16 protein-coding genes are annotated in these 17844 nt (G+C 67.5%); 4 read left to right on the top strand and 12 right to left on the bottom strand.

What is annotated here, in order from left to right; all coding sequences use genetic code 11:
• Positions 1–20 precede the first annotated feature (20 nt).
• On the bottom strand, positions 21–944 hold the full coding sequence (gene lgt, locus OXG30_02510) for a prolipoprotein diacylglyceryl transferase (GenBank protein ID MCY4133772.1): 924 nt from the start codon (positions 942–944) through the stop codon (positions 21–23).
• An 80-nt stretch (positions 945–1024) separates the two neighbouring features.
• On the opposite strand from lgt, the gene OXG30_02515 reads away from it, so the two are divergent.
• Genes OXG30_02515 through OXG30_02525 form a run of 3 tightly spaced genes read left to right on the top strand, consistent with a single transcriptional unit; the run spans position 1025 to position 3192 of the window.
• Positions 1025–1480, top strand: coding sequence for a nuclear transport factor 2 family protein (locus OXG30_02515; GenBank protein ID MCY4133773.1), 456 nt, complete (start codon positions 1025–1027; stop codon positions 1478–1480).
• Positions 1481–1520: 40 nt separating this feature from the next.
• Positions 1521–2306, top strand: a complete 786-nt coding sequence (locus tag OXG30_02520; protein ID MCY4133774.1) for an SDR family oxidoreductase — start codon at positions 1521–1523, stop codon at positions 2304–2306.
• Between the two features lie 10 nt (positions 2307–2316).
• The gene (locus OXG30_02525) at positions 2317–3192 is read left to right on the top strand and encodes a 3-keto-5-aminohexanoate cleavage protein (protein MCY4133775.1); all 876 of its coding nucleotides are present in this window, start codon (positions 2317–2319) and stop codon (positions 3190–3192) included.
• Between the two features lie 12 nt (positions 3193–3204).
• On the opposite strand, the gene OXG30_02530 is transcribed toward OXG30_02525, so the two are convergent.
• The 3 genes from OXG30_02530 to OXG30_02540 form a co-directional block, all read right to left on the bottom strand.
• Positions 3205–4818, bottom strand: coding sequence for an alpha-amylase family glycosyl hydrolase (locus OXG30_02530; GenBank protein ID MCY4133776.1), 1614 nt, complete (start codon positions 4816–4818; stop codon positions 3205–3207).
• A gap of 35 nt (positions 4819–4853) precedes the next feature.
• Positions 4854–5948, bottom strand: coding sequence for a Zn-dependent alcohol dehydrogenase (locus OXG30_02535; GenBank protein MCY4133777.1), 1095 nt, complete (start codon positions 5946–5948; stop codon positions 4854–4856).
• A 93-nt stretch (positions 5949–6041) separates the two neighbouring features.
• Positions 6042–8804: a vitamin B12-dependent ribonucleotide reductase gene (locus OXG30_02540; GenBank protein MCY4133778.1), complete on the bottom strand. Its 2763-nt coding sequence runs from the start codon at positions 8802–8804 to the stop codon at positions 6042–6044.
• Positions 8805–9154: 350 nt separating this feature from the next.
• On the opposite strand from OXG30_02540, the gene OXG30_02545 reads away from it, so the two are divergent.
• The gene (locus OXG30_02545) at positions 9155–9889 is read left to right on the top strand and encodes a dihydrofolate reductase family protein (protein MCY4133779.1); all 735 of its coding nucleotides are present in this window, start codon (positions 9155–9157) and stop codon (positions 9887–9889) included.
• Between the two features lie 14 nt (positions 9890–9903).
• On the opposite strand, the gene OXG30_02550 is transcribed toward OXG30_02545, so the two are convergent.
• The 8 genes from OXG30_02550 to miaB all read right to left on the bottom strand — a co-directional run.
• Entirely contained in the window at positions 9904–10113 is a 210-nt protein-coding gene (locus OXG30_02550) for a hypothetical protein (protein MCY4133780.1), read from the bottom strand.
• 171 nt (positions 10114–10284) lie between these two features.
• Entirely contained in the window at positions 10285–11349 is a 1065-nt protein-coding gene (gene dapE / locus OXG30_02555) for a succinyl-diaminopimelate desuccinylase (protein MCY4133781.1), read from the bottom strand.
• 78 nt (positions 11350–11427) lie between these two features.
• The gene (locus OXG30_02560; protein ID MCY4133782.1) at positions 11428–12252 is read right to left on the bottom strand and encodes a 2,3,4,5-tetrahydropyridine-2,6-dicarboxylate N-succinyltransferase; all 825 of its coding nucleotides are present in this window, start codon (positions 12250–12252) and stop codon (positions 11428–11430) included.
• 8 nt (positions 12253–12260) lie between these two features.
• Positions 12261–13409: an aminotransferase class I/II-fold pyridoxal phosphate-dependent enzyme gene (locus tag OXG30_02565; GenBank protein ID MCY4133783.1), complete on the bottom strand. Its 1149-nt coding sequence runs from the start codon at positions 13407–13409 to the stop codon at positions 12261–12263.
• Between the two features lie 46 nt (positions 13410–13455).
• The gene (gene hflX, locus OXG30_02570; GenBank protein ID MCY4133784.1) at positions 13456–14766 is read right to left on the bottom strand and encodes a GTPase HflX; all 1311 of its coding nucleotides are present in this window, start codon (positions 14764–14766) and stop codon (positions 13456–13458) included.
• Positions 14759–15562 carry a diaminopimelate epimerase gene (dapF, locus tag OXG30_02575; protein MCY4133785.1) on the bottom strand — a complete coding sequence of 268 codons (804 nt, stop codon included), beginning with the start codon at positions 15560–15562 and terminating at the stop codon, positions 14759–14761. Before dapF ends, hflX begins: the two co-directional genes overlap by 8 nt.
• Before the next feature lie 49 nt (positions 15563–15611).
• On the bottom strand, positions 15612–16595 hold the full coding sequence (gene miaA, locus OXG30_02580; protein MCY4133786.1) for a tRNA (adenosine(37)-N6)-dimethylallyltransferase MiaA: 984 nt from the start codon (positions 16593–16595) through the stop codon (positions 15612–15614).
• Positions 16562–17844: tRNA (N6-isopentenyl adenosine(37)-C2)-methylthiotransferase MiaB (miaB, locus tag OXG30_02585; GenBank protein MCY4133787.1), on the bottom strand; the 1283-nt coding region annotated here is incomplete at its 5' end. The genes miaB and miaA, both read right to left, overlap by 34 nt.

Genomic DNA, 17844 nt, shown 5'->3' on the forward strand with positions numbered 1-17844 from the left:
GCGCGCTAAGGATACCGGGTTTATGCCTCCGAGGAGAGGTTTTCAGCTACTGGTTCGTCAGATACTGGCTCATCGGCGTCCGGATTCGGTGCGTCGGATTCGGAAGTCAATTCGTCTGATGACGGGTCCTCAGGCGCTTCTTCCTCAGGTTCCTCGTCGCCGTCGCCGCCTCGGCCGTAGAGCAAGTAGGCCACCGAGCCGATGACCAGGGCCAGCATCACCCAGATGTTGACCCGCACTCCGGCCAGCTCGCTGGCAATATCCACCCTGATGAACTCGATCCACAGGCGGCCCAGGGAATAGCCCAGCACGTACAGCCCGAACAGGCGGCCCGGCTTCAGGGTGAAGCGCTTGCCCACCCACAGCAGGGCTCCGACCAAGGCCAGGTTCCAGATGCACTCATAGAGGAACGTGGGGTGAAAGGTCTCATTGTCCACGTATTCGGGACGATGGAAGGGGCGGTGTTCGATGTCGATCTCCAGCGCCCACGGCAAGTCGGTGGGCCGCCCATAGAGCTCTTGGTTGAACCAGTTGCCCCACCGCCCGATGGCCTGGCCCAGCGGGAGGGCAGGAGCCACCGAGTCGGCGATGTCGGACAGGGGAATGCCCTTCTGGCGGGCGTACACCCACATGACGGCGGCGGCGGCGATGACCGCGCCGGGAATGCCCAAGCCCCCCTCCCAGATCTGCCACGACTCCCCCCAATTCCCCTGGTAGGTCTTCCAGTCGGTGATGACGTGATAGATCCGCGATCCGACCAGCCCGGCTATCACCGCCCAAACGGTGGTCGAGCTGGCCAGCTCGGGGGAATGGCCCCGCTGGGTGAACCGCCGGTGGAACAGCCAAGCGGCGGCCAAGACGCCGAGGGCGATCATCAGGCCATAGGCCCGCAGTTCCAGAGAGCCGATGTCCAGGCTGTTGGAGCCCGGGCTGGGAATGGACATCAATGTCACCGCCCTACTCTGCCACGCGGCGGGCCCGGCCACTTATCCCAGGCCGCGGGCGATCTGATTAGATTCTCCCCATGATCGACAGCGCGAGACAGATTGAGAACCTCATGTACACTTACGCCGAGCGGATCGACGCCGGGAATCTGGAGGGGGTGGCCGACTTGTTCGCCAACGGGCGGATCGTGGCCTCACCCGAGGCACCGGTGGAAACGGCGGTATCCGGGCGCGACAAAGTGCTGGGGATGTACCAGGGCTCCACCCGCCTCTACCCCTGTGGCACCCCCCGCACCAAGCACGTCACCACCAACGCCATCATCGAGGTGGACGACGACGCGGGGACCGCTTCGGCCCGCTCCTACTACACCGTCTTCCAGCAGCTCGACGACTTCCCGCTGCAACCCATCATCACCGGCCGCTATCACGACACCTTCCACCGCATCGACGGCGAGTGGTGGTTCGACCAGCGAACAATGCTGGTGGACCAGCTCGGCGATCTCAGCCGCCATCTGCTGTTCGAGCTGAATCTGTGAGCTCGTCTACGGCTTCGCCCACCCGCGATAGGCAGCACCCATGACCGACCTGACCCCCGCCAGCCTGTTCGGCCTCGACGGCAAGGTCGCCCTGGTCACCGGGGGCGGACGGGGCATCGGCGCCATGATCGCCGAAGGCCTACTGGGCGCGGGCGCCCGGGTGATCATCTCCTCGCGTCGGCAAGAGCAGCTCGACGAGGCGGTGGAGGAGCTGTCGGCCATCGGACCCATAGAAGCCATCGCCGCCGACTGCTCCACCGAGGAGGGATGTGCGGGATTGGCCGAAGCGGTCGGCGAGCGCACCGATCGACTGGGCATCCTGGTCAACAACGCCGGAGCCACTTGGGGAGCGCCGATGCGGGAGTTCCCCGACTCGGCATGGGACAAGGTCATGAACCTCAACGTGAAGGCGGTGTTCCAGCTCACGGTGGCCCTGCTTCCGCTCCTGGAGGAGGCGGCCACCCCTGAGGACCCCGCCCGGGTGATCAACTTGGGCTCGATTCAGGGGCTCCAAGCGCCCGACATCGAGAACTACTCGTACTCGGCCAGCAAAGCCGCGGTCCACCACATGACCCGGGTGCTGGCCAAGAAGCTGGGGCCCAGCCACATCACGGTGAACGCCATCGCCCCGGGAGCGTTCTACACCAAGATGATGGCCTACACCCTGGACAACTTCGGCGACGAGATCGCCGGAGCCACTGCGCTGGGGCGGCTGGGCCAGCCCGAGGATATGGCCGGTGCGGCGATCTTCTTGTCGGGGCGGGGCGGGGCGTATCTGACCGGTGCGGTGATCCCGGTGGACGGCGGCTACGCCACCACCCTGTAGGAGTACCTCCGTGCCCCCCGTGTTCATCGAGGTCCGGGCCAATGAGTACACCGGCCGAGAGGCCAACCCCAATGTTCCCTGGTCGATTGACGAGTTGATCGCCGATGCGGTGGCCTGCGCCGAAGCCGGGGCCTCGGTGTACCACTTCCACGGCCGGGATCCGGCCACCGGGGCGCCGGTTTGGGACGCCGACACCCTGGGCTCGGTGGTCACCGGGGTGCGCACCGCCTGCGATTTGATCCTGATGCCCACCCTGGGGGCATCCACCGTTCCCGATCCCCATGCCCGACTGGCCCCGGTACTGGAGTTGGCCGCCGATCCGGCCACCCGCCCCGAGCTGGCCCCCATCGATCTAGGCAGCTTCAACATCGACCCCTTCGACCCGGCCACCGGCGAGTTCGGCAACCCCGACATCGTGTATGTGACCCCGCTGCGGGCTCTGCGGGAGATGGTGGCCAATGTGGCGGAGGCGGGAATGAAGCCGATGGGGGCGCTGTGGACGGTGGGGTCGGCCCGGCTGCTGTCGGCGTTCTTGGACACCGGCGACATGGCGGCACCGGCCTACGGGGAGGTGACCCTGTCGGACTCGTGGCTGTCGGGGCATCCGGCCACGGTGGACGGGCTGGACGCCATGACCCGCTTTCTGCCCGACGACGGCCGGGCGGTGTGGGGCTGTCTGGCCTATGGGGCCGACTTGCGTCTCCTAGCCCCTGAGGTGATCGCCCGGGGCGGGCACCTCATCGCCGGACTGGGCGACTATCCCTACCTGGAGTTGGGCACCCCCACCAACGCCGACGTCGTGGCTGCGCTTGCCGGCTGCATTGAGGAAGCGGGGGCTGAGCTGGCCACCGTCAACCAGACCCGGGCGATGCTGGGCCTGGGCTGAGCGGCGTTTTATTCAGCCAGAGTCCGGGACTCTCGCCAGCAGCACTCCTTCAGGAGTGTCGAGGCTAAGGGCCGACTCGGCCATCGCGCCGGCGGGCTGCTGGGAGGAGAAGGCCAGACGCCACTGACCGGGCGGGAGTCGGAGGTCGGTCGGCACATCACCGGTGTTGAGCGCGCATACGGTGTCGCCCCGCCGAAAGCTGATCACCGGGTTCGTCCGGTCGGTGAGCCACTCAAGCCCGCCGGCGTGGAGGTCTGGCAGCTCGCGGCGCAGGGCCAACAGATCCCGGTACTTGTGGAGGATCGCCTGAGGATCGTCGCGCTGCGCGGCTGCCGTATCGCTATCGTTACGGCCCACCGGCAGCCACGGGTCGGCGCCATCGGTGAAGCCGGCCTCCGGCCCCGGCGCCCACGGCATCGGCGTCCGGCAGCCGTCTCGTCCGTTGGAGGGGTTCCGGTTGCGAACCGCCACCGGATCCTGGCACTGATCCAGAGGAACATCGACGTCGGCAAGGCCCAGCTCGTCGCCCTGGTAGAGGAACGGCAAACCAGGCAGGGCGAACATCATTACGCAATAAGCCAGAGCCCGTGACTGGCCGAGCTCCCCACCCCCGAGCCGGGTGGGCGCCCGGGGGTCGTCGTGGCTGCTGACCGCCCAGGAGAAGTCCCGGGGGGCGGCGTCAAGGGCATCGCGGAACGTGGACCACATGGCCGATGGTTCCCAGGGGGTGTGCATGGGAGGGAAATAGAAGGCCCGATGCAGGCCGTCCTGGTTGGCCACATAGCGGCTGGCCCGGTTGGGGTTGTTGTCCCTCAGGTACACCTCGCCCAGCAGCAGGGCGTCATAGGGCTCGACGATGTCGCGCCACCGCCGGTAGATGGCGGTGTTGCCGGCCTGATCCAAGTCATAGCGATGCTCGTAGCTGTCGAACACCTGACGCGGGCCCATATCGGGGGTGACCGGATAGCGCTGCGGATTGTCGGGCATGAGCATGTTCTTGACCAGGCCATGGGCCACGTCGATGCGGAATCCGTCTGCCCCCCGGTCAAGCCAGAAGGTCAGGACCCGGTCGAACTCCCGCACCAGATTGGGGTTGGACCAGTTGAGGTCGGGCTGCTCGGGCAAGAACAGGTGCAGGTAGTACTGCTCGCTGGCCTCGTCGAAGGTCCAGGCCGGTCCGCCGAAGTGCGACACCCAGTTGTTGGGCGGCCCGCCTCCCAGGGCGGGGTCCCGCCAGTGGTAGTAGCCCCGCATGGGGCTGTCAGGATCAGAACAAGACGCCTGGAACCACTGATGCTGGTCGGAGGTGTGGTTGGGCACCAGGTCGATGAGCACCCGCAGGCCCAGCCGGTGGGCTTCGGCGATGCAGGCGTCGAAGTCATCCAGGGTGCCGAAGAGGGGGTCGACCCCGGTGTAGTCGGCCACGTCATAGCCGAAATCGGCCATGGGCGACGGGTAGAAGGGGGTGATCCACACGATGCCGACCCCGAGCCAGGCCAGGTAGTCCAGTTTCTCGGTGAGGCCGGGGAAATCGCCGACCCCGTCGTTGTTGCCGTCGGCGAACGACCGGATATACACCTCATAGCCCACCTCGCGGTCCCACCAGCGGAGGTTGTCTTGGGCCATGGTCACAAGCGTCTCTCGGAGCGGGGTGGTCTTGCTCAGTCGAAAGCGATGACGCTGCGCACCACATCGCCCGCCTTCATCGCGGCAAAGCCGTCGTTCACGTCGTCGAGGCCGATGGTGGCCGAGACCATCTCGTCGAGCAGCAGCCGTCCGTCGAGGTAGAGGTCGACGAGGCGGGGCATGTCGACGCGGAACACATTCGAGCCCATCAGCGACCCCTGGAGGCGCTTGTCGGACATGAACAGCTCCTGGCCCTCGATCTCAACTTTGGATCCCGGCGGGATCATGCCCATCACGGTGGCCGTTCCCCCCCGGCGGATCATCCCAAACGCCTGCTGGGCGGTGATGGCCAGACCGATGGCCTCGAAGGAGTAGTCCACTCCCCCGCCGGTCAGCTCCATAACCTGTTCCACTGGATCGCCGTCGGCGGGATTGACCGCGTGAGTGGCCCCCAAGCGCAGCGCGGTGTCGAGCTTCCGGAGCTCAAGGTCGACCGCGATGATGGTGGTTGCGCCCGCTATGCGGGCGGCCTGGAGCGACGACATGCCCACGCCGCCGCAGCCGATGACCGCGACCGAGGATCCGGGCCCAACACCGGCGGTGCGGAACACCGCGCCGGTACCAGTGGTGACCCCGCAGCCGATGAGGGCGGCCCGGTCAAGCGGCATTTCCTCGCGGACCTTTACCACCGCATTCTCATGCACCAGCATCTGCTCGGCGAACGACGATAGGTTGGCGAATTGGTTTACTTCTTGGCCATCGCGGCTGAGCCGGGCGGGTTGATCCTCGGAGCGAACACAATCGACCCGGCTCTGTACGCACAGGTAGGGCTGGCCGCTCAAGCAGAAATCGCAGCGCCCGCAAAACACCGATAGACAGCAGATGACATGGTCGCCGGGTTGCACTTCCCGCACATCGGGCCCCACCGCCTCCACGATGCCGGCCGCCTCATGGCCGAGCACGATCGGCCGAGGCACAACCCAGCCCTCGGTCTCCATGAAGTGAAGATCGCTATGGCACAGCCCCGCGGCCGCAGTGTGAATCAGCACCTCGCTGCCGATCGGGGCAGCCACGTCCACCTCGTCCACCACCAAGTCTTCGTGCCCATCCAAAAACAGCGCTGCTCTCATGGATTCTTCTCCTGCCTAGCCCCTTGACAAGCCCCGTCAAACTACCAACGGGAGATGCTTCAATGCCGAAGCCCCAGCGGCGCTATACGCAGGTCAGGAGCAGCCGGAGGTGGAGCCGCAGTCGGGGCAGGCGTGGCAGCTGCCGGCCCGGATCATGAGGACGCCGCAGTCGTAGCAGACGGGGGCGTGGGCATCCAGGGGGGTCCGGCGGGTATACGGCGACGGCGGGTCGGGTTCCACGATGTCGCTGGGCACGGTGACCGGCACTTGTTCCTCTACGCCGGGCAGGGTGGGTTGGATGCGCTCGTCGGTGGTGAATATCGCCAGTTCGTGGCGTTCCTCGGGCTCGAGGTACTCCACCGCCAGCCGGCGGAACAGGTAGTCGATGAGGCTGGTGGCGATGCGGATGTCGGGGTCGTCGGTCATCCCGGCCGGCTCGAAGCGCATCCCGGTGAACGCGTCCACATAGGCCCGCAGGGGCACCCCGTATTGCAGTCCGTGGCTCACCGCCATGGCGAACGAGTCCATGAACCCGGCCAGGGTGGTTCCCTGCTTGGACACCCGAATAAAGATCTCGCCAGGGCTGCCGTCCTCGTACTCCCCCACGGTGGCGAAGCCTTTGCATTCGGCCACCCGGAACTCGAAAGTGCGGCTAGTACGCAACCGGGGCAGCCGCCGGCGCTCAGGCTGCGTTGCCGTCGCTGAACCCGAAGCTTGATCAGGCTGAGCGGTCGAGGCGTCGGATACCGCGGCTTGGTGAGACACGGCGCCACCAGAGTCGGCAACCGACAGGGGTTGGCCCACCTTGCAGTTGTCCCGATAGACGGCCAGCGCCTTAACCCCCATCTGCCAGGCATCCACAAAAAGCTGCTCGATCTCGGCCGCGGTGGTCCCCTCAGGAACGTTGACGGTCTTGCTGATTCCCCCGGAGAGCCAGGGCTGCACCGCAGCCATCATCTTCACGTGGCCGCTCGGAGAGATCACGTTGTCGCCCATGGAGCAGGCGAACACCGGCAGATGGGCCGGGTTCAGATGGGGAGCGCCCACCACCGTGCCCCGCTCGTGGACGTGGGCCTCGATGTCGGCCACCTGCTCCGGGCTGTAGCCCAGGCGATGCAGGGCCCGATCCACCGTCTGGTTGACGATGGGCATGGTGCCGCCCCCCACGAGCTTCTTGGTCTTGACCAGGCCCAGGTCGGGTTCGATGCCGGTGGTGTCGCAGTCCATCATGAACGAGATGGTGCCGGTGGGGGCGAGCACTGTGGCCTGTGAGTTGCGGACGCCGATCGTGTCGCCCCACTCCACTGCGGCGTCCCATGCGGCCCGGGCGGCATCGAGCACGTCGGGGGGCACCGGCTCGCCCTCCAGCCGATTCAGCGCGTCCCGGTGCATGTGCAGCACCCGCCGGGTGGGCTCCTGGTTCTCGGCAAACCCCTCGAACGGTCCGAGGCGAGCGGCCATGCGCCCCGACGTCTCATAGGCCACGCCGGTCATCAGGGCGGTTACCGAGGCGGCCAGGCCCCGGCCCTCGTCGGAGTCATAGGCCAGGCCCAGGGCCATGAGCATTGCCCCCAGGTTGGCGTAGCCCAAGCCGAGCTGTCGGAACCGTCGGGTGGTGGCCCCGATCTGCTCAGTGGGATAGTGCGAAGGGCCGACCAATATCTCCTGGGCGACGGTCATCACCCGGACTGCGGCACTGAACCCGTCGATATCGAACACACCGTCGTCGCCGACGAACGACAGCAGGTTCAAACTGGACAGGTTGCAAGCCGAATTGTCCAGGTGGAGGTACTCCGAGCAGGGGTTGCTGGCCGTGATCCGGCCCGTTTTGGCCGCGGTGTTCCACCGGTTGATGGTGGTCTCAAACTGCACTCCGGGATCGGCGCACTCCCAGGCCGCCTCAGCGATCTGGGTCAGAAGCGACCGGGCCGACACCGTCTCCAGCACTTCACCGGTGGTGCGGGCGGTGAGCTGCCACTCCCCGTCGTCCACTACCGCTGACATGAAGGCGTCGCTGAGTCTCACCGAGTTGTTGGCGTTCTGGTATTGGATGGAGTGGACGTCGGCGCCATCGAGGTCCATGTCGAAGCCGGCATCCCGCAGCGCTCGGGCCTTGCGCTCCTCGATGGCCTTGCACCAGATGAACTCAGACACGTCGGGATGGTCGGCGTCAAGCACCACCATCTTGGCCGCCCGCCGGGTCTTGCCCCCCGACTTGATGGTGCCGGCCGAGGCGTCCGCGCCTCGCATGAAGCTCACCGGGCCGCTGGGGGCGCCCCCGCCGCTCATCTTCTCCCGCCGAGAGCGGATCAGGCTCAGGTTGACTCCGGCCCCCGAACCCCCCTTGAAGATGCGGCCCTCCTCGCCGTACCAGTCGAGGATCGACTCCATGGTGTCGTCCACTGCCAAGATGAAACAGGCCGACGACTGGGGCACCGCGCCGGGAACCCCGAGGTTGAACCAGACCGGCGAGTTGAACGCCGCTCGCTGGCGGACCAGCAGCCAGCGAAGCTCATCGCCGAACGCCTCGGCCTCCTCCGGTTCAGCCAGATGCCCCGACTCGGTCCCCCATGCCACCAGCGTGCCCACCACCCGGTCGATCACCTGGCGCAGCGACGTTTCCCGCTCCGGCGTGCCCAAACCGCCCCGGAAGTACTTCTGGGCCACGATGTTGCCGGCATTGACCGACCAGCTCTGCGGGAACTCCACATCCGTCTGCTCAAACGCCACCTCGCCGTCTGCGCTGGTGATTCGGGCGTCGCGACGATGCCATTCCACCTCGTCATAAGGGTGGACTTCAACACGGCTGAAATGGCGGCGCAGCCCGATTCTGGTGCGGTCAGATGCCAGAGCCATCAGCACTCCTCAACGGATGCAGCTCTTATGGCGCATACCGCTTTCATTTTATCCTTGCTCGAATGAGGCTGCGGCGTGAGCGGCCAGGTCAAAGGAGCCTCTTCATGAGGCGTGCCTGCACCGGACACGCCAGCCCGCCCAAACAACGGGCTGGACCCCTCAAGGAGTCGCCTGAACCCCACTATGGTCGTCGGCGTCAGCCACCATTCCGGCCACTCACACCGCAGCAATAGGTCACGGTAGAGCATCGTGCCTGTGGACCGTAAGGAGGATAAGGGGGATTCCCTGTGGATTTCAGGTGAATTTCTCAAGACGTGGCGAACTGATCTGCCTGCTACCTTCGACAGCACATGGATCAGCTGTTTCCTCGGTTCGACTCCGACATCGACCCGGTCGCACTCTATGCGTCCGACCGCCGCGTCCCCCATGCCGACCGCCCGTGGCTGATGCTGAACATGGTCACCTCGGCCGACGGCGCCACGTCGGCCGACGGCGTGTCGGCAGGCCTGTCGAGCCCCGTGGACCGGCGGGTGTTCGCGGCCATCCGGTCGGTGGCCGATGTGGTGGTGGTGGCCGCCGAGACGGTGCGGCGCGAGGACTACGGACCGCCAAAATCCAGCCCGGACGCGGCCGCTGACCGAGCGACCCGCAACCAGGCGCCCCGTCCCCGCTTGGCCGTGGTGAGCCGCTCGCTGGACTTGGACTTCACCGCCCCGGTTTTCGGCGACAGCCCGCCGCCGCTGCTGTTCACCGTGACCGAGCCGCCCGCCGACCGGCTGGCCCAGGCCGAGGTGGTGGCCGAGGTCCACCGCATGGGCGCCGACCGGGTGGACCTGACCGCGGCGATGGCCCGGATCGGCCAGTTGGGCGCCTTTGTGGTGCTGGCCGAAGGCGGGCCCACTCTCAACGGGCAGCTGTTGGCCGCGGGGCTCTTGGACGAAGTGTGCTGGACGATCTCGCCGACACTGGCCGGCGGCGACTCCTCGAGGATGGCCAAGGGCGCGCCGGCCCGGCTCCAGCAGCTTCGCCTGGATCGAGTGCTGGCCCAAGACCACACCCTGTTTCTGCGCTACCTCGCCCATTGACCGCCCCCGTGTGGCTAGCGGCCGCCGGAGCTGACCCGCAGAGCGGTGTCGTCCACGATCACGTAAGCCGGTTCTGACTGGGGCAGCCCTGCGGCCGGCCCTTCAGGGGATAGCGACCATTGGAGCTTGCCAGCGAGGAATGCACTGGCCCACAGCACGAGAAACAGGACGGACACGGCCAGCGCTCTTCGGAACCAGTACACCGAAGCGGGCAGCCGCACCACGGCCGGAGGGCGATGCCGAGGCGTCGGACAGCCAGAGACCAGGGTCAAGGCGGGTCGGACCGGAGGTTGTTCACACATGGGTAAAGCCATGCGTCCATTGTCCAGACCGGGGTGACAGTTGCCCTGAATACGGCTGTCTAGCTGGCCGTTTGCAAATTCCAAGCCGGTATTTCACCCGGCGGTGAGTACCCCTTGCAGGGCGCGGTGGTAGACCTCCAGCGCGGCCCGGTCAACCCGCTCCTCGGCGGTGTGGGCCAAGGTCGATTCTCCCGGCCCGAAGTTGGCCGCGGGTATGCCCCGTTCGGCAAAAAAAGCCACGTCGGTCCATCCCAGCTTGGCCTTGATCTCCAATTCGTTGTCGGCGATGAGCCGTTGCAGCACCGGGTGGCCCAAACCCGGCGGGGCAGCCGGCGCGTGCTCGGTTACCTCAAAGCGATCGTCGTCGCCCAGCACGGGCGCCACCATCTCTCGCAGAATGTCCTCGGCCTCGGCGGGACCGCGGTCGGGGGCGTAGCGATAGCCCAGGGTTACCTGGGCCCGGTCGGGCACCACGTTGCCGGCCACACCGCCCTCCACCGCCACCGCCTGAAGCGACTCCCGGTACTGGCAGCCGTCGATCATCGGCGTGCGGGGCTCGTATTCCTCGGCCAGCCTGAGCACCGATCCCAGCCGGTGGATGGCATTGACCCCCATCCAGGGCCGGGCGGTGTGGGCCCGGGCGCCGGCCAGCGAAACCACCGCCCGCATGGAACCCTGGCAGCCGGCCTCCACCGCTCCCCCGGTGGGCTCGCCCAGAAGGGCCACGTCGGCGGCCAGCAGGTCGGGGCGGACATCGAAAAGCTCCCGCAGTCCGCTGTCGGCGACGCGGACCTCCTCTCGGGCGTAGAACAGCCACGTCACATCCACCGCTGGCTTGGCCACCTCGGCAGCCAGCTCCAGCATCACCGCCAGCGCCGATTTCATGTCGGCGGCACCCAGGCCCCACAACACGTCGCCCTCGATGCGGGCGACCGCGTTGTCGTTGGGGGGCACGGTGTCGCTGTGGCCACCGATCAGCACCCGCAGAGGTCGGCTCAAATCGGTCCGGGCCACCACGTTGTCGCCCACGCGGTCCACGGCGAGACCGGGCACGGCGCTCAGCCTCTCCTCAATGAGATCGGCGATTTCGCCCTCGTGGTAGGACACCGAGGCGACGTCGATCAGCTCGGCCGCCTTGGCCAGCAGATCAGCGCCCATGGCCTGCCCCAGAAACGAATTTCGCCGTGTGGGAAGCCGCGGACCCATAAAAGAGGCCAGCCTGTGGATAAGTCATGGCTATGTGGCCGCTCCATGGTCGCGTAGTACGGCATTCAACTGGGCCTTGTCGTGGCGCTCGCCGGCCTCCAGATGCTTGATCACCAGCACGCAGGGCATTCCGAACGTCCCCCCGTCGAAGGTGCGAGACCGGGTGGCCGACACCGCCACACACCAGTCGGGCACCGCTCCTCGGCCCAATTCCTCGCCGGTGGCGGCATCGATGACCGGGATCGAGCCGGTAAGCACGCAGCCCGCCCCCAGCACCACGCCGTCGCCCACCCGGGCGCCGTCGGCCACGATGCAGCGGCTGCCGATCAGGCAGTCGTCGCCCACCATGACCGGGGCGGCCTGCGGCGGCTCCAAAACCCCGCCGATCCCCACGCCGCCTGACAGGTGGACGTTGGCCCCGATCTGAGCGCACGATCCCACGGTGGCCCAGGTGTCGACCATGGTGTTGGCCCCCACTCGGGCACCGATGTTCACGTAGCTGGGCATCATGATTACGCCCCGGTCCAAGAACGAACCCCAGCGGGCCGACGCCCCGGGCACCACCCGGACCCCGGCGGCCTGATAGTCGGTCTTGAGGGGGATCTTGTCGGCGTACTCGAACGGGCCCAGCTCCATGGTCTCCATCTCGGCCATGGAGAACAGCAGCAGGATGGCCTGCTTGAGCCATTGGTTCACCACCACCTCGCCGTCGCCGTTCACCTCGGCCACCCGGGCCTCGCCGGCATCGAGCAGGCCGATGGCCTCGGTCACCGCAGCTCGGGCCTCAGCGTCGCCCTCGGTGATCGGTGTCCGGTCGGCCCACAGCGCCTCAATCCGGTTTTGCAGATCGCTCATGCTATTGCTCACTTCCTCACGGTATCGCCGCGCCGGGCGGCCATACGCTGTTCAAGCAGGTCGATTCGGGTGTCGGGGGCCACGGCGGCCACTCGGATGTGGCCCTGGCCCGATGGACCGTAGAACTCCCCGGGGCTGGCCAGCGCCCCCATTTCCTCAGCTACCCGGCGGGCCAGCGCCCAGCCGTCGCCGTCGGTTGACGCGGCCCACAAATAAAGCCCCCCGCCGGGCAGGGCCACCTCGGGGTCATAGTTCGAGAAGACCTCCCGCAGGCGGTTCAGCCGAGAGGTGTAGACGGCCCGCTGGGCGTCGACATGGGCGTCGTCGTTGAATGCGGCCACGGCGGCAGCCTGCGCCGGAGCGGGAATCATCATGCCAGCGTGCTTGCGAACCTCCGACAAGAAGCCAACCAGATCGGGGTCGCCAGCGTAGAAACCAGCCCTGATCCCGGCCATGTTCGACCGCTTGGACAAAGAGTGGACCGCCATCACTCCCTGGGCGCCGTGGTGCAGGATGCTGGCACCGGCTTCGGCTCCCCAGGTGAACTCGATATAGCACTCGTCGCTGAACACCGGCACGCCGCTGGCTCGGCCCCACTGGGCGATGGCGGCCAGATCTTCGAGTCCTCCGGCGGGATTGCCCGGCGTGTTGACCCAAAGGCACAGGGCGCGGGCGGCATCGTCGGGGTCTATCGAATCGAGTTCGAGGCACCACTGGTGGTCCACGGCCACCGGGACTGCCCGGCGCCCGGCCAAAATCGCGCCCATGGCATAGGTGGGATAGGAGATCGCGGGGTACAGCACGGTGTCGCGGCTTGGGTCCCGCAGCCGCAGGTAGTGGGGAACCGAGGCCACGAACTCCTTGGTCCCCACGCAGGCCGCCACCGCCGCTTCGCCGGTGTCTATGCCGAACCGGCGGGTCAGCCAGCCCAGCGCAGCGTCCAGGTAGGCGGGCGAGCCGACAGACGCCGGGTAGCCCCGCTCGGCGTTGGAGGTCGACAAGGCGGCCACCACCTCTGGGGGAGGCGGATCAGACGGCGCCCCCACCGACAGGTCGACGCAGCCGCCGTCGAAGCGGTCGGCCACCGCCCGCAACTCGTCGAGGCGGTCGTAGGGATAGGGCGGGGGAACGAAGCCGTCCACTACCCCACTACCCACTCCGAGAGCCGGCATTCCACCTGGTGCGGTCGCAGTCGCAGCGGCGTCACTCGATCACCCACTCAGAAAGTCGTGAAGCCGACGCCTCATCCAGGCGGGCCTGTACCCGGTAGCCGTGTTCGTCGGTGTCGGTGGCCAGCACGTGGCCAGCCCGCTGCACGGCAGCCAGCACCTCGCCCCGGGCATAGGGAACGTGAAGCTCGACGATCAACGCGCTGGAGCGCAGCTCGTCGGCCATGGCGGCCAGCAGCTTGTCGGTTCCCTCGCCGGTGGCGGCCGACACCACCACGGCGTCCTTGTTGGCGCCCAGCGGGATGTCGCGACCGGCCAATAGGTCGCACTTGTTGTACACCAGCAACTCGGGCACCGCCCCGGCGCCGATTTCCTTCAGCACTTGGCGCACGGCGGCGATGTGGGCGTCGGGGTTGGGACCGGCGGCGTCCACCACGTGCAGCAGTAAGTCGGCCTCGGCCACCACGTCGAGAGTGGATCGAAACGCCTCCACTAGCTGGTGGGGCAGCTTTTGGATGAACCCGACGGTGTCGGTGAGCAGCACCCGCTCCCCTCCGGGCAGCTCGAGGCGGCGGGTGGCCGCGTCGAGGGTGGCAAACAGCCGGTTCTGCACCAGAACGCCCGAGTCGGTGAGCAGGTTGAGCAGGCGGGACTTGCCCGCGTTGGTGTAGCCGACGATGGCCACCGCGCTCTGGGCCGAGCGACGGCGGCTGCGGCTCTGCACGGTGCGGTTCTTGGCGATGTCGCGCAGCTGGGCCTCCAGCTTGTGGATGCGCCGCTGGATTCGCCGGCGGTCCACCTCCAACTGGGTCTCGCCCGGACCCCGAGTGCCGATCCCGCCGGCCTGCTGGCTGAATCCCCGGCCTCGGCGCAACCGGGGCAGCCGGTAGCGGAGCTGGGCCAGCTCAACCTGGGCCTGGCCCTCCTGGCTGCTGGCGTTCTGGGCGAAGATGTCCAGGATCACCGCGGTGCGGTCGATAGCGGTGCGGCCGAGGATCTTCTCCAGGTTGAACTGCTGGGCCGGGCTCAGTTCGTCGTCGAACACCACGGTGTCGGCGTCGGCTTGCTCGCACACCGCCAATATCTCGTCGACCTTGCCCCGGCCGATGTAGGTGGACGGATCGGGCGCGCTGCGGCGCTGGGCCAGCCGGCCCACCTCATCTGCGCCTGCGGTGTCGATGAGCTGGGCCAGTTCGTCCAAATCGGCGTCGGTGCCGGCCGGATCGCCGCCCGCGAGGGTGACGCCCACCAGCACGATCTTCTCCCGGAAGGCCCGCTCGATGAACGCCCCGGACTCCCCGCCGTGGGTGCCGAATCCGCCCCGGTGGGTCTCGCTGTCAGCCATAGTCCACCGTCGCGATGTATTGGGATGGCCCGGCCAGCAAAGCGGTGTCGCCCAGATTCACCACCACATCGCCGCCGGGCATCGACACCGAGACCACCGGGCCGACCAGCCCCCAGTGGTGGGCCGCCTGGGCGGCGGCGCACGCACCGGTCCCGCACGCCTCGGTCACTCCGACCCCCCGTTCCCACACCCGCATGTCGATTCCAGAGAAGTTGGCGCTGATGAACTCCACGTTGATCCCACCGGCCAAACGGGATAGCTCCGACCCGTTCCGGGCCACGTCGATCGGCTGCACATCGTTGACTCCCACCACCAGATGGGGGTTGCCCACGTCAGCGGTGAAGAAGTGGTCGGCGAAGCCGTGAATGCGGAGGTAGTGGGCGACCTCTCCGTCTTCCAGGTTGGGTCCTGCACCGATCGGCCCCATGTCCACTCGAGCCTGGACCACGGTGGGATCGGCGGTGGATTCAACGCTCACGGTTCGAATGCCGGCGTCGGTGCCGATAGACAGCTCCCGGTTAGTGCCGCGGTTGTCGTGTTGGACGAACGCCTGCGCCAAACAGCGGATGCCGTTGCCGCTCATCTCGGCCCGGGCCCCGTCGGCGTTGAACAGCACCATCGTCACATCGGTGCCCGCGCCGGCATCGCCGGGCAGGCCGAAGATGAGCCCGTCGGCGCCCACTCCGCGGGTGCGATGGCACACCGACTCGGCCATCGCCGGGGTGCCGGCGGGCAGCGCGTCGGCCAAAGCGATCAAAAAGTCGTTTCCCAAGCCGTGGTGCTTGGTCAGCTGCATCGCTCCAGTCTGGCAAGTTCTGTGCCCTGCGCCGCGCACTATTTCAGTCTCAGCCTGGGAACTCATGCTGGGTCATGCGAAACAAAGCCTCCTCGACCAGTGCCTCGACGTCGTCCTCGGCGCTGAGCCAGACAATGCGGGGATCTCGCCGGAACCAGCGCTCTTGGCGGCGGGCGAATTTACGGGTGCGAGCAACAGCCAGCGCCACGGCCTCGTCCACAGACATCTCGCCGTCGAGATGAGCCATGAGCTCTTTGTAGCCCAGGGCCTGAGATGCGGTGCGCGACAGCGGCGGCTGGCGGTCGGCCAGCGCCTCCACCTCTGCTAGGAAACCGGCTTCCATCTGCTCGTGGTAGCGCTGTTCGATGCGGTGGTCGATCTCGGCACGTGACAGCGACAGGCCGATCTGAGCGATGTTGCAGGGCGGATACTCGCCCAGCCCCGGCCCGTAGGAGGAAAACGGGCGCCCGCTGCCCACCGTCACCTCCAAGGCCCGAAGAATTCGCCGGCGGTTGGTGGGCTCCATGCGGGAGGCGGCCAGCGGGTCGAGCTCACCCAAGCGACGGTGCAGGACCTCGGTGTCGGGCTCCTCTTCTAGGGCGACCACCGTCTCCGGATAGCGGCCCGGTATCTCCAAGTCGTCGATCACCGCCCGGTGGTAGAGCCCAGTGCCCCCTACCAGCACCGCGGTGCGGCCTCTGGTTGCGATATCAGCCCGGGCCTGGCGGGCGGCGGCTTGGAACATGGTCAGGGAGTAGTCCTCTGAGGGGTCGGCCACGTCGACGAGGTGGTGAGGCACCTCGGCTCGCACCGCGGCGGAGGGCTTGTCGGTGCCGATGTCCATCTCCCGGTACACCTGCATGGAGTCCACCGAGATGATCTCGGCATTTCCCAGTCGGCGGGCAATGGCCATCGCCACCGCCGATTTGCCGGTAGCGGTGACCCCGACGATGGCCAGCGGGCCAGGCGCGCCGACGGCATCGGAGGGTGGGGAGCTGCTCAGAGCGCAGCCACCGGGATCCGGGTGCGCCACCGGGGAGGCGCGGTGACCTCGGCCAGCTCGCCCCGCAGGTGGTGGGCGCCCGCCGCGGTCACGTCTACTTTGGCGAAGGTTCCCGGCTTCAGTTTCTGCAACGAGGGGAAATGCACCAGGCGGTTCTGGCGGGTGCGCCCGGTGAGCAGGCCCGGGTCTTTCTTGGACGGACCTTCCACCACGACTTCCTCGCAGCGCCCGACCCGGGCCTGGTTCCCCCGTCGGCTGGAGCGCTCCACCACCGCCCGGAGCCGTTCGAAGCGGTCCCGCACCTCGTCGGGGTCGCAATACTGGTCGGCCATCTCGGCCGCCTCAGTGCCCGGGCGGGGCGAGAACACGAAGGTGAACGCCGAGTCGTACTCCGCCTCGGCGGCCACCAGCAGCGTCTGCTCGAAGTCGTCCTCGGTCTCTCCGGGAAAGCCCACGATGATGTCGGTGGACACGGCCAGGTCGCTTACCGCTTCCCGGGCGACCCGCAGCCGATCCAGGTACCGCTCGGCGGTGTAGCCCCGGTGCATGGCGGCCAACACCCGGTCGCTGCCCGATTGCAGAGGCAGGTGCAGGTGCTCGCACACCGCGGGCACCTCGGCCATGGCCTCGATGGTCTCGGGCCTCAGGTCTTTGGGATGGGGACTGGTGAAGCGGATCCGCTCGATGCCGTCCACCGCGCCCACGGCCCGGAGCAGGTCGGCAAACAGCGGGCGCAGCGATACCCGCTCCCCTGCCTGGCGGCGGCCGCGCTGGAGATCGCGGCCGTAGGAGTTCACGTTCTGGCCCAGCAGAGTGATCTCGGTGACCCCGCCCTCGACAAGCCCAACGGCCTCGTCCACCAGCAGCTCCAGGGGACGGCTGATCTCGGCGCCCCGCACCGCTGGCACGATGCAAAAGGCGCACGAGTTGTCGCAGCCCACCTGGATGGTCATCCACGCCGCGTAGGGGGCGTCGCGGCGCACCGGCAAAGCGGAGGGGAAGCTGTCTCGGTCGTCCTCGACCGCCGCTTCCAGGATTTCCACGATGGGCCCGTCGGCCGCGGCTCCGATCAGTTCCGCGGCCCTGTGTACGTTGTGGGTGCCGAACACCACGTCCACGTGGTCGGCCCGCTCCTGGATCAGATCCCGGTCTTTCTGGGCCAGACAGCCGGCCACCGCGATCTGCATGTCGGGGCGCTCCTGCTTGAGCCGTTTGAGGTGGCCGAGCTGGCCGTAGAGCTTGTTGTCGGCGTTCTCGCGGATGCAGCAGGTGTTGAGCA

This window comes from bacterium (assembly GCA_026708015.1).
Lineage (GTDB): Bacteria > Actinomycetota > Acidimicrobiia > Acidimicrobiales > Bin134 > Poriferisocius.

Bases quoted from the DNA above. Each gene is read 5' to 3' on its own strand.
- lgt (MCY4133772.1), bottom strand. From the start codon at position 944: ATGTCCATTCCCAGCCCGGGCTCCAACAGCCTGGACATCGGCTCTCTG.
- OXG30_02515 (MCY4133773.1), top strand. From the start codon at position 1,025: ATGATCGACAGCGCGAGACAGATTGAGAACCTCATGTACACTTACGCC.
- OXG30_02520 (MCY4133774.1), top strand. From the start codon at position 1,521: ATGACCGACCTGACCCCCGCCAGCCTGTTCGGCCTCGACGGCAAGGTC.
- OXG30_02530 (MCY4133776.1), bottom strand. From the start codon at position 4,818: ATGGCCCAAGACAACCTCCGCTGGTGGGACCGCGAGGTGGGCTATGAG.
- OXG30_02535 (MCY4133777.1), bottom strand. From the start codon at position 5,948: ATGAGAGCAGCGCTGTTTTTGGATGGGCACGAAGACTTGGTGGTGGAC.
- OXG30_02540 (MCY4133778.1), bottom strand. From the start codon at position 8,804: ATGGCTCTGGCATCTGACCGCACCAGAATCGGGCTGCGCCGCCATTTC.
- OXG30_02545 (MCY4133779.1), top strand. From the start codon at position 9,155: ATGGATCAGCTGTTTCCTCGGTTCGACTCCGACATCGACCCGGTCGCA.
- dapE (MCY4133781.1), bottom strand. From the start codon at position 11,349: ATGGGCGCTGATCTGCTGGCCAAGGCGGCCGAGCTGATCGACGTCGCC.
- OXG30_02560 (MCY4133782.1), bottom strand. From the start codon at position 12,252: ATGAGCGATCTGCAAAACCGGATTGAGGCGCTGTGGGCCGACCGGACA.
- hflX (MCY4133784.1), bottom strand. From the start codon at position 14,766: ATGGCTGACAGCGAGACCCACCGGGGCGGATTCGGCACCCACGGCGGG.
- dapF (MCY4133785.1), bottom strand. From the start codon at position 15,562: ATGCAGCTGACCAAGCACCACGGCTTGGGAAACGACTTTTTGATCGCT.